An 11,590-nucleotide genomic window follows, 5' to 3' on the forward strand; every position below is an offset into this window, starting at 1 on the left:
CCCCTGTGACAGCGGGGGCCGCGCCGGCGGCTCAGCAGGTACGCGAGCGGGTGCTCAGATGGTGCTCAGCGACGCGTCGTCGATGACGAACGACGTCTGGAGCGAGGAGTCCTCCGTCCCGGAGAAGCGCAGCGTGACGCTCTGCCCGGCGTACGCCGACAGGTCGAAGGTGCGCAGGGTGAAGCCGGGCGCGGCGTTGGTGTTGGACCAGGTGGCCAGCGGATGCGCGGTGCCGGAGGAGTCCAGCACGGCGGCGGTCATCGTGTCGTAGGCGACGGCTTGCGTCTCCGCGGTGTCGATGTGCAGGTAGAAGGCCAGGTTGGCGTGGGTGCAGTTGGCCGGGATCGTCACCTTCTGCGCGAGCGTGTCGGTGTGTGTGGTGCCGAAGCCGTCGATCCAGGCGAACCAGGTGCCGCTGTGCGGCGCTTTCAGCGTGTTCCTGGAGACGACTTTGTCGCCCGTCGTCCACGGCGACGCCGTCCCGGTCTCGAAGCCGCCGTTGCCGAGCAGCTGGCCAGCCGTGCACGTCCCGCCGCCTCCGCCGGTGGCGGGCAGCTTGTACGCCTGCGCGGCCGCCGCCGACCAGTTGAACTCGTTGTTGTCGCTGAAGGCGTAGTACGTGGCGCCGTTGGGCAGCATCGCCGCGGTGATGCCGCCGAAGCCGGACATGAACGGCACGTACACCGGGCTGGTGAACACCGGGTTGTCCGCCGAGGTGAACTGCCGGGCCCACAGGCCGTTCTGGTACTGGTAGGTCTTGCCGGTCGTGTCGGCGCTCGTGGTGATGCCGCGGTTCGCCGGGTTCTTCTGCATCGCGTCGGCGAGCAGCGTCGGGTTGAGCATCTGCACGCCGCCGATCTTCCCGCCGTCGGCGTTCATGAATCGGCTGACCTTGGCGATGTCGTCCTGCGTGTAGAACAGGCCGTACCCGCCCAACGGCTGCCCGGTGGCGCTGTTGTCGGTGCGCACGGTGGTCAGCACGTCCGGGCTCAGGTGCAGCGGGACCAGCACCTGGTCGCGGATCCAGCGGTAGATGTCGCTGCCGGCGCCGGCCTTGGACACCAGGTAGTTCTGCATCGCCCGGGTCAGCACGAAGGTGTCGGAGGAGTGGTAGGCCCACTGCGTGCCGGGCGTGGCGGAGTTCGGGAAGGCCAGCGCGGCGGTCATCTTCGGCCCGTACGCCTCGGCGCCGAAGAACGCCGCCATGCCGCTGCCGGCCTCGTCGGACTCGAAGGCGCTGGAGGAGTAGTTGCCGGTGGCCATGTTCGCGGTGTCCTGGAACGTGACGCCGGTCCAGGCGGAGGTGTTCGCCTCGCTGACCCTGTCGCGGATCAGCTGCGTCGGCACGGACGAGCCGTAGACCTGTGTCAGCCGCATCAGAACGATGCCGGCGAACATCGTCTTGGCCAGCGAGTACGACGGCAGCACCATCTGGTTGCAGTACGGGTACGCGCCCTGCCGGGTCTGGCACCCGCTGACGTAGTTCACCCCGCCGTAGGACACGCCGTACGTACTCAGCGCCGAGGGGGTGATGCCGCTGCCGAACGCGCTGGTGTCGATGCCGGCGTTCGGGTAGTCGGTGCTCAGCGCGCTGATCGGCCTGGTCGGGATGCGGTTGGCGACCTCGGCGGCGTACGCGTTCGCCAGATCGGTGCCACCGGTCACGGTGTGCCGGGAGTAGGTCGCGCCGACCTGGCCCCACATGTCGAACTGGAAGTACTCGCACGTCTCGTGCACGATCTGGTAGCGGACCTGGGAGGTCGTGCTGCCGTCGAAGAGGAAGGTCAGCAGGCCGTTGTGCACGCAGTTGGCGTTGCGCTCGACCAGCGCGAAGGGCAGCGAGACGCGGGTGCGTCCGCCGTCGCCGTTCTCGTTCCAGGCGCGGCCGCCCTCGACGATCAGGTTCCAGTACGCGCTCCCGGTGATCTGCAGGCCGCGGACGGCAGGGATGACGTGGCTGCCGGTCTGCACGAGATCGATGCTCACCGGCGGCAGGTGCTTGAGCGCGGCGGTGGCCGCGTAGTTGTAGGTGTCCTTGACGGCGCTGAAGCCGCCTGCGGTGGCGACGCCGTTGAGCGTCAGAGTGCCCGACAAGGTGTTCGTCGGGGTGGCGGCTGCCGCGGGCAGCGCGAAGGCGTCGCCGGTGACGGTGCGGGTAGCCGCGCCGCTGGTCAGGTCGGCGGCGGTCAGCACCGACCTGGTCACGGCGCCACTGCCGGTGAGCGGATCACCGGGTACGGCGGTCGCGGCGTATGCGGGTCTCGCCGCCAGCGGCGAGAACGGCACGAGGGTTAGGGCCAGTACGAGAAGGATCAACACGGCACAGCGGCGCCGGGCGTACAAGAGGGACACGGTGAACTCCTGTGGGGGAAGCAAGGGTGGTGCCCGGATTCTGGCGACGCGCGGTGCTGCCGTCGAAGACCAATTGGGCTTCGACAGCAGGCCTCGAAGGCATCGGCCGGGGTCAGGTCGGCCGGGCCGGCGGCCGCCGGGGGTCAGCGGTCACAGGGTGCGCAACCGCCGCCGGCGGGCAGCCAGCAGCCGGGCGAGGAACTCCGCGGTGCGGCATGGGACGTTGGCAGTAGAGGTGACCAACGTGAAGCCTCTGGTTCAGCAGACGATCTTGTGGTGAGAAGCGTCCGGCCAGGGGCTTTACACCTACCCGCGCCCAGGGCTCCGCCGTCCGAGCCAGCTACTCACGAGCACTCTCCAGCACCTCGGCCCGTCACGTGGGGAGCCCGGCAGCAGGTGGTGCGAACAGCGACTGTTGGTGGTTATTGGTTCATGCCGAGTGCTGCGGCCGCGTCCTGGGCCGCTTGCGGCGGACCGTCAGGTCCCGCCCAATCGCCGGGAACTGACGCCCGGCTGGACTCATTCGCAGTCGGCCGCCGACATGTTCGAACAGCCGCAGACCCAGCTGGCCCTCCAGCCGCCTGATCTGTCGTGAAGCGACGGCTGGGCCACGAAGAGCGCCTCGGCTGCCTTCGTCGTGGAGCCATGGTCGTAGACCGCGATGAAGTAACGCAGTGCCTGACCTCCACCTATGCCTCCAAGGCAGGCGCCGGTGCACACATTGGCATTGGACGGCACGGTGAGCGGCCAGCAAAATACCCGCAACCCCCACAGCAGCGCCGTGGCCCCGGCCGACGAGCAGCTGGACCCTCCTGGAGCCCTCCATGTCCCTGCGCTCCGCCCCCATCCCGACCTGCGACGTTTCCCCGACACTCGGATTGACCCCGTTGTCTGCTGCCTCGGTCTGCCGTGGGAGCGAAAAGGAACGGGATGCCGCGTCGGCCAGCCAGAGCGCGGTGGCCGCCGCCGACCTCATCCACCCACTGCCCCGAGCGATGCCGGCCGGCTGAGGAAGGGCAAGGCGAGCAGTTCGTCACCTTCCTCCTCGACGCTCGACCTTCCCGGTTGGCGACCACGGCACCGTCAGCCTCAACACCGGGCGAAAGCGCCTGCGCGACGTAACACTCCCGTTCCCGCCCGCCCTTCCAGGCCATGCGGCGGCGACGTCGTGCGCGGCCTCGGCCCGCTCGGCGACCCACGGAACGACCAAGGCGCACAGGAGCAACCACGACGCCACCCGCCATCGCTACTCCGCACCCACCTGCCCCTGTTCGCACCCGACTCCCCAGACCCCCCACCCAAGGAGGAACCATGCACCGAAGATCAGCCGACCGCAGCCGCTGGCGTCGCTCGCTCCTGCTGCTCAGCGTGGCAGCGCTGGCGGCCACCGCCCTGATCGCCCCGCTGCCCGCGGCAGCGGCTACCGCCAACCCGGTACCCGGTGACCCGCTGACCGGGAACGGCGCCGTCTCGCGCACCCTGCTGCCCTACAGTCAGCTGACGACCCCCCAGAACCCCAGCGCCCCGGTCGACGATGCCGCCTTCGCCCTGCCTGCCGCTGCCGCGCCGCCGCAGTTCACCTTCGAGGGCACCCTCACCCTCGCCAACCCCGCCGGCAGCGGAGGGTTCAAGAGCATCAAGAGCTGCACCGGCTGCGGCAAGCACCTGCCGCCGATCAGCCTCGACATCGTCCAGAACGGCAGCTACCTGATCCCAGCGGTCCAGGGTCTGACGATCACCGGCGACACGCAATCGGGCTCGACGTACAACCTCATCGTGGGGCCGGGGCGCGCGTGGTCGGAGAACGGTGACACGGGCACAGCCGGGACGTTCTCCCGGGCATCCCTGCCGTTCGCGCTCGTCGACCGCAACCAGAACTGCGCCCACAACGGCGAGCTCAGCTTCCTGTACAACGCGACCTCGGTCTCGAACGTCGCCTACCAGGTGACGGCTGAGACGTGCGCGCTGCACCAGTTCGACATGTGGGGCCAGCTCTCCGCAACCTACAACGCGCACACCGTGACCAACGCCGTCGCACTGGAGAACGCCGAGGCGGCAGAGGTCGGAAACCGCATGCCGACCAAGCCGCTGTCCGCCCTCGCCACCGACTATCCGGGGGCGGGGCTCAATCTCGCCACCTTCGGCAGCGGCATCACAGCCTCGGCGAGAACCGCCTACGGAGTGGTCTACAACGGCGTGAACTACGTGGCGGACGGCACGTCTGCGAACAGGGGCTGCCAGACCCGCTACGGCACCTACGCCTTCTGCAAGGACATGCGCCTTCCCTCCTACTCCACGGCCAAGTCGGCGTTCGCCGGACTGTCGATGGCCAGACTGGTGCAGGACTTCGGATCCGGTGTTCCGAACCTCACCCTCAAGGCTTACATCCCCGAAATGGCGTCCAGCGGCAACTGGAACTCCGCGCCGGTCACGTTCAACAACGCCGCCGACATGGCCACCGGGAACTTCAACTCGGAGCTCTACGAGAGCGACGAGAACGGCGCCAACACGACCAACTTCCTCAACGCTGAGCCCTACGGGACCGCGACGACCGGGAAGATGGGCTACGCACTGGGTTACGCCCACCACACGGGCGAACAGGGCTACACCTGGGCCTACCACAGCGTCGACCACTTCCTGCTGGCACAGGCCGAGACCGGATACCTGCAGTCGCAGCGCGGACCGAGCGCCGACCTGTTCAACCTCATGCGCGACGAGGTCTACACGCCTCTCCACCTCACCGCCGGCACCCTGACCACGGAGCGCACCGACAACGCCTCCGCACCCGGAGCCTCCCCGACGACCGGCCGCCCGTTCGGCGCCCACGGACTCTTCTGGACGGTCGACGACATCGCCAAGCTCGCGACCTTGTTCCAGAACAACGGTGCTGCCGGCGGGGCACAGCTCGCGGACCGCGGACAGATGCTCGCCGCCATGCAGCGCAGCAGCACCGACACCGGCGTCGCCGCCGTCAGCACGGACCTGACCGGTCACGGTGACGGGACGGCCGCCTCCGGCGGCTACCGCTACAGCAACGGCCTGTGGGCCTACCCCACGACCGGCCAGGTTCCCGGCTGCGGACTGCGCGTGCCGTTCATGTCGGGGTACGGAGGCATCACGATCGCGATGATGCCCAACGGCGCTACCTACTACTACGTCAGCGACAACAACGAGTTCGGCTGGTCCGCGACCATCGCAGAGCTCAACAAGCTCTCACCGATGTGCGCGCCGACCACCACCACCGTCACCGCCTCACCCGCCACCGTCACCGCGGGACAGCCGGTGACGCTGACCGCGACCGTCGGCGCGGCCACCCGGTCGTGGGCCGCGACGGGAACCGTCCAGTTCCGGGACAACGGTGTCAACCTGGGGACCCCGGTGGCGCTCGGCTCCACCGGCACCGCCTCCTACACGACCAACTCCCTGGGCTCGGGCCAGCATTCCGTCACCGCCGTCTACACCCCGGACCTGTCCAACGACACCGGCACCGCCTCGTCCCCGTTCCAGACCACACTGACCAGCTCCTGCTCCAGCACGGCCACCACCTGCAAGGTGGTCAGCACCGCCGGTCTCAAGGTCGGCGACACGATCGGGATGGGCAATGCCACGGCCACCGACGACACCCACGTGATCACCGCTCTCACCCCCACGTCGATCACCTGGGTCGGCGCCTACCAGCAGGCCAGCCACAGCAGCGGCCAGCCTGTCTGGCTGCAGAACACCGCCGGCGGCGGCTTCGCGGGCAGCGCCAGTCCCGGCGTGGGGGTGACCGTGTCCTGAGCGGGAAACGTACCTCACCCGGCTGCTGAAGAGCGGTCCCCGGTCGCCGCGACCGGGGACCACGACCGGCGCAAGCCGACGCTGTTCCGGTGCAGCCTCAGTCGGCTTGGGCGAACTGCCGGTTGGCCGTGACGATGCAGCTTTGCTCGAGGAGTCGGGCATCGATGTCCACCGCCGCAGCCGTATCGACGAGCAGGTCCATCGGGTAGCCGTCCTCGGCCGCCTCACCGGCACCGACCTGATCCTGGACGGCTAACCGATAACACCCAATCAAGTTCAGTAGCAGGAACGGGTTCGTGGGGCCGGTACGTGGACGGTTCGGGAGGCTCGACGTGCCGAGGTTCCCATCAGCGGGGCCCCGTGTACGGCCGCTGACGTTGGTGGGCCTGAGGTGCAGTCACTCCGGGCAGGCGTGATGGCCTGGAGGTGACCGGGGTCGGGGCGTGGCCGCTCCGGCGGGTTCCAAGGTACGAGTGGAGCGTCTCGGTGAGCTCTTCCCACTCTGTCCGGGCCGCATGCTCGACTGGGGCTGGACCGAGGGGGTCTACGGTGCTGATGGCGTGGCGCCCACGCCAGTTGGCGCAGGCGGCGACGAACTGTCCGTAAAGGCACCGCTCCTGGGCGTTGCCCGCAGGAGGACGGGGAATGGCGCTTACCCAGCGAGACGGATCGGCGTCACGTTGGTACGGGGACAACATCCTGATGGTGGTCGCGAGGTCGGCCCAGTCTTCTGGGTTTGCCCGGGACGGTGGGTACTTGCCGATGGCTGACTCACCATCAGGGATGTCGTGCATGGCTCGCCAAGCCTCAGTGAGAGAGGCCGCCTTCTGCCAGAGGGAGTGCCGTTCGGGCTCGTTGGCCGGGCTGGGTGGTGCGCCCAGGAAGTGCGCCCACAGGGGCGGCGATGCTGCGAGTTCGATGCCGCGCGCTGCGAGAAGGCGGCTGATCTCGGCGCGGCGGTGCAGCAGTTGCTGCCGCCAAGCGTCAGGGGTGAACAGGTCGTTGATCGCCTCGGCCGGGCACAGCCAGGCCGGTGGGACGTTGGTGTCGGTAGGGGTGTGCCGAGTGCGGCCGGTGCTTCGGGTGTCGCTTCCCGGTTGGCCTTGTAGTCCGAGTCGGCCGTTACGCGCTCTGCGGTGCCGTGCTCGCCGTCGAAGACGACCAGGACCTCGGGCGGACTCACGTCGAGGTCGTCGCGGATGGTGGCGCGCAGTAGGGCGAAGAAGGCGAACAGGCCGGTCAGCTCGCGGGTCTTGTCGCGGGACATGATGGCGGCGGGGAAGCCGAAGGTGCCGGCCCACAGGACATTGAAGCCGTCAACGAGCAGCAGAGGTGCGGGGGTTGACGTGGTTCCGGGCATCACGAGACCGCCTCCAGGAAGAGGTTGGCGATCCGGTGGGGCGTGAAGTCGGCCGCTCGCCGGTACACGGTCTGTGTAGTCGCGGCATACAGTATGTCATCTTCCAGCAGGGTCTGTGCCGTCTTGTGGAGGGCTTCGGGGCCAGCGTCGAGGGGCACGAGCAGGTGTTCGGCGTGGTCGGTCGGCTCGATGAGCGCGGGCAGGTTGCCGACCCGGTAGGCGACGACGGGAGTGCCGACGCTCATCGCCTCCAGCGCGACCAGGCCGAAGGTCTCCTTGTGGCTGGGGACGATCACGGCGGCGGCACCGGCGAGCCACGGCAGCACCTCGTTCCAGGCGAGCGCGCCGCGCAGCCGCACGTTCGGGTGACAGGCGGCCAGGGAGCGGCAGCGGTCCAGTAGCGCGGCCTGGGAACCCGTCGCGTCCTCGAACCCGGCGGCGGCGAGCGCCACCTCCAGCGGCCGGTCCCAGCCGGTGACAGCTTCGAGGAGTTCGGCGACGCCCTTCTCCGGCCCAAGCCGGTGACAGCTTCGAGGAGTTCGGCGACGCCCTTCTCCGGCCCAAGCCGGGCCAGGACGCGCACCGGGCCGTGACGGCGCAGCTCCTCGCGCCGCTCGGCGTCGGGCGGCGTCACGCCAGGGTCGGGGAGCAGGGCGTTGGGTACGACGGCCACGTTGAGCGGTCCCCAGTCGGTCAGCTGCTCGGAGACGACGGTCGAAGGGACGATGACGGGGCCCGCGCGTGCGAGGGCCGGGCCAGCGTCCAGTTTGGCGGGGGGAACGTGGGCGGCCAGCACCCGGCGGGTGTGGGCGGGCAGGTCGCCGCGAAGGCGTCCGAGTCCCCACAGAGCGTCGGTGAACAGCACCGTGTCGATCCGGTGCCGGATGGTCAACCCGCGGATCTGCTCGGTGAGGGCGTTGTCCTGCCGGGTGACGGCACGGCACAGGGTCTCGTCGTCGCAGGGGAAGGTGAGGCCCGTCAGGCGGAGGCGTTCGACGCTCACTCCGGGCAGGCCGGGTCCGGTGAGCTGCGGGGCGGCGGTGGCGATGACCGGATGGTGTCCGGCCTGCGCGAGGCCGATGGCGAGGGCGGCGGTGGCGCGTTCGATGCCGGCGGGTGCGTCGGGAGTCCAGGAGGCGAGGACGAGGAGCACTCGGCGGGCGGTGTCGGTACTCACCGGGTCGCCACCTTCCGGGGGACGGGCAGCGGGCGGGTGTCGCCTGTGTGCGCTTTCTCCCACGGGAAGACGACCCCTCAAGCTGACCGAGTTCAAGAAGGAGAAGCTCATGGGACAGCGTGCGCAGCGTGGCTGGGTGTACCGGCGGTGTGGTTGTTCGGACGGTAACCGGAAGCAGCTGGGTCCGGGGTGCCCCTGCTGGCCGGGGATCCGAGGCACGGGACGTGGACGTACGCGATGGATCTCGCGAAGGACGAGGGCCGGCGTCGGATCGGCCGCCGGGGCGGTTTCGCCAGCCATGCGGAGGCGTTGCGGGAGATGCGGGCGGTGTTGGACGGTGAGCTGCGCGGGGTGTACGAGAACCGCCGGATCACGGTGGCGAGTTACCTGCGCGAGTGGCTGATGCTGAGGAAGGCGCACCTGTCGCCGAACACCTACGCCGGGTACGTGGCGTGGGTCGAGCGCGACCTGATCCCGGCGTTCGGCTACATCCGCCTGCTGGACCTTCGTCCCTATCACGTAGATGAGTGGATCGCCGCCCAGCTGGAGGCCGGGCGCGGCCGGGTCACCGTCCTACAAGGCCGCGTCCACGCTGCGCAACGCGCTGAACGACGCCGTCTCCTCCTGGCGGCTGCGCTACAACCCGGCCAAGCACTCCGTCCCGCCCAAGCCCCGAGCCGCCGAGCGCACCCGCTGGACCCCGGAGGAGGCCGCGACGTTCCTGCGGCACAACGCCGACGAGTACGCCGACCAGGTCACCGACCTGTTCGAGGTCATCCTCGGTACCGGCAAGCGTCGCGGCGAGGTCCTGGCCCTGCACTGGGAGGACGTCCACCTCATGGACCGCCAGCTCTTCGTCCGCTGGACGCTCGCCGCCGTCAACAACAACGGCCTGGCCTTCGGCCAGCCCAAGACCGAGGCCAGCCGAGCCTGGATCAGCCTCTACCCCAGAGGACGGGAATTTCGGGGCCACGCCGCCCGACAGCCTATTATCGCTTCCTGGGCCTGCGGACCTGATCCCCGGCTCACCAGGTACGGAGAGGCGTCACCCGGCCTGCTGCCGATGCGTACCCGAGGAAACACGTGAGCACCGTACAGTCAATCCCCGTCCCGCAGGTCCTTCATGAGGCCGGCCGCCGACGGACCTTCGCTGTGATCAGCCATCCGGACGCGGGCAAGTCCACGCTCACCGAGGCGCTGGCGCTGCACGCGCGGGCGATCACTTCTGCCGGTGCGGTGCACGCCAAGGGTGACCGACGCGGCGTGACCAGCGACTGGATGGAACTGGAACGCGAGCGCGGTATCTCGGTGACCTCGGCCGCATTGCAGTTCGGCTATCGCGGCCACGTGATGAACCTGGTCGACACCCCCGGCCACGCCGACTTCTCCGAGGACACCTACCGGGTGCTGGCCGCCGTCGACTGCGCGATCATGCTGGTCGACGCGGCCAAGGGCCTGGAGGAGCAGACCCGCAAGCTTTTCGCGGTCTGCCGCCATCGCGGCGTCCCCGTGATCACCTTCATCAACAAGTGGGACCGGCGCGGCCAGGATGCACTCACCCTGCTCGAGGACATCGAGACGCACCTCGGGATCACCCCCGTCCCGGTCGTCTGGCCGGTGGGCAGCGCGGGCAACCTGCGCGGCCTGGTCAAAGCGGGGAACACCGAGCAGATGCTGCGCTATACCAAGGTGCCAGCCGGCACGCACGCCGCCCTCGAGGAGCAGCTCACCTCCGAGCAGGCCGCCGAGCAGGAGGGCGAAGCCTGGACGACCGCGCTGGAGGAGCTGGAGCTGGTGCTCTCGTCCGGCCCCGGCTACGACCAGGAGGCCTTCGAGGCCGGCAAGGTCAGCCCGGTCTTCTTCGGCGCCGCGCTGACCAACATCGGTGTGAAGCTCCTGCTGGACGCCGTGGTCGACCTCGCTCCGGCTCCCGGGCCCCGTCCGCTGGCCACGGGCGGCAGCCGCGAGGTCGGCGAGGAGTTCTCCGGCCTGGTGTTCAAGATCCAGGCGAACATGGACCCGGCCCATCGCGACCGGATCGCCTTCGTCCGGGTCTGCTCCGGCGTCTTCGAGCGCGGCATGCACGTCACCCGGGCGGCCAGCGGCCGCTCGTTCGCAACCAAGTACGCGCACACCGTCTTCGGAGCCGAGCGCACCGTGGTCGACACCGCATACCCCGGCGATGTGGTCGGCCTGATCAACGCGAGCGCGCTGCGGGTCGGCGACACTCTCTTCACCGGCAAGAACACCGAGTTTCCCCCGCTGCCCGCCTTCGCCCCCGAGTACTTCGCGGTGGCACGGCCCAAGGACATCAGCCGGTCCAAGCAGTTCCGCAAGGGCGTCGCCCAACTCGATGAGGAAGGCGTGATCCAGGTGCTGGTCTCCGACCGGCGTGGCGACCAGGCGCCGGTCATGGCTGCGGTCGGCCCGATGCAGTTCGATGTGATCCTGCACCGGATGGAGCACGAGTTTTCTTCCCCAATCGCCCTCGACCAGCTCCCCTACCGCTTGGCCCGGATCACTGACGCCGACGGCGCCGCTGCCCTGGGCAAAGCCCGCCTGATCAACGGCGAGGTGCTCACCCGCCGCTCGGATGACGTGCTGCTGGCCTTGTTCGCCGACAAGTGGCAGCTGAACGCCTTCCAGCGCGCCCAACCCGACATCCTGCTCCAGCCGCTGATCGCCACGGCGGACTGATCGCCGACCTCTCGGCCCGGCGGCCGCCGTCGACGAGCTGCTGCGCGGCCTGCTCGGGCAGTTGGCCGTCGGGCAGCAGTCGATCGGCGAGCTGGGCCGCGCGCTCATCACGGCAACCGAAGGCCGACCGCTACTCGGTTGGGCCGCCGACGCCGGCCGCGCCGAGGACGTCGGGTGGCGCCAGGCCCGCACCGCGCTGCTCGAGGCCGTCGGACGCCACCACC

The 11,590-nt window shown here is 69.4% G+C and carries 5 protein-coding genes and 2 pseudogenes; 4 read left to right on the forward strand and 3 right to left on the reverse strand.

The genetic code is table 11. The annotated features are described in order from the left end of the window. Positions 1-54 precede the first annotated feature (54 nt). Positions 55-2,352 carry a hypothetical protein gene (locus ASC99_RS25350; RefSeq protein ID WP_235583136.1) on the reverse strand — a complete coding sequence of 766 codons (2,298 nt, stop codon included), beginning with the start codon at positions 2,350-2,352 and terminating at the stop codon, positions 55-57. 430 nt (positions 2,353-2,782) lie between these two features. Next, positions 2,783-3,225: pseudogene (locus tag ASC99_RS42250) on the reverse strand (LysR family transcriptional regulator). 438 nt (positions 3,226-3,663) lie between these two features. On the opposite strand from ASC99_RS42250, the gene ASC99_RS25355 reads away from it, so the two are divergent. Further along, complete coding sequence (locus tag ASC99_RS25355; protein ID WP_057236130.1) at positions 3,664-6,132, forward strand: Ig-like domain-containing protein; 2,469 nt, start codon at positions 3,664-3,666, stop codon at positions 6,130-6,132. A gap of 1,359 nt (positions 6,133-7,491) precedes the next feature. On the opposite strand, the gene ASC99_RS25365 is transcribed toward ASC99_RS25355, so the two are convergent. Further along, positions 7,492-8,436: a glycosyltransferase family 4 protein gene (locus tag ASC99_RS25365; RefSeq protein ID WP_369825169.1), complete on the reverse strand. Its 945-nt coding sequence runs from the start codon at positions 8,434-8,436 to the stop codon at positions 7,492-7,494. Positions 8,437-9,071: 635 nt separating this feature from the next. Between ASC99_RS25365 and ASC99_RS42255 the strand changes: the two are divergent. The 3 genes and pseudogenes from ASC99_RS42255 to ASC99_RS25375 all read left to right on the forward strand — a co-directional run. Beyond that, positions 9,072-9,146: pseudogene (locus ASC99_RS42255) on the forward strand (hypothetical protein); the annotation flags it as partial. 46 nt (positions 9,147-9,192) lie between these two features. Continuing rightward, positions 9,193-9,756 (forward strand): hypothetical protein, encoded by a 564-nt coding sequence (locus ASC99_RS41150; RefSeq protein ID WP_057236140.1) that lies wholly within the window; start codon positions 9,193-9,195, stop codon positions 9,754-9,756. Continuing rightward, complete coding sequence (locus ASC99_RS25375) at positions 9,753-11,366, forward strand: peptide chain release factor 3 (protein WP_057236143.1); 1,614 nt, start codon at positions 9,753-9,755, stop codon at positions 11,364-11,366. The genes ASC99_RS41150 and ASC99_RS25375 overlap by 4 nt, the downstream gene beginning before the upstream one ends. Positions 11,367-11,590 lie beyond the last annotated feature (224 nt).

It is taken from the genome of Kitasatospora sp. Root107 (assembly GCF_001424875.1).
Lineage (GTDB): Bacteria > Actinomycetota > Actinomycetes > Streptomycetales > Streptomycetaceae > Kitasatospora.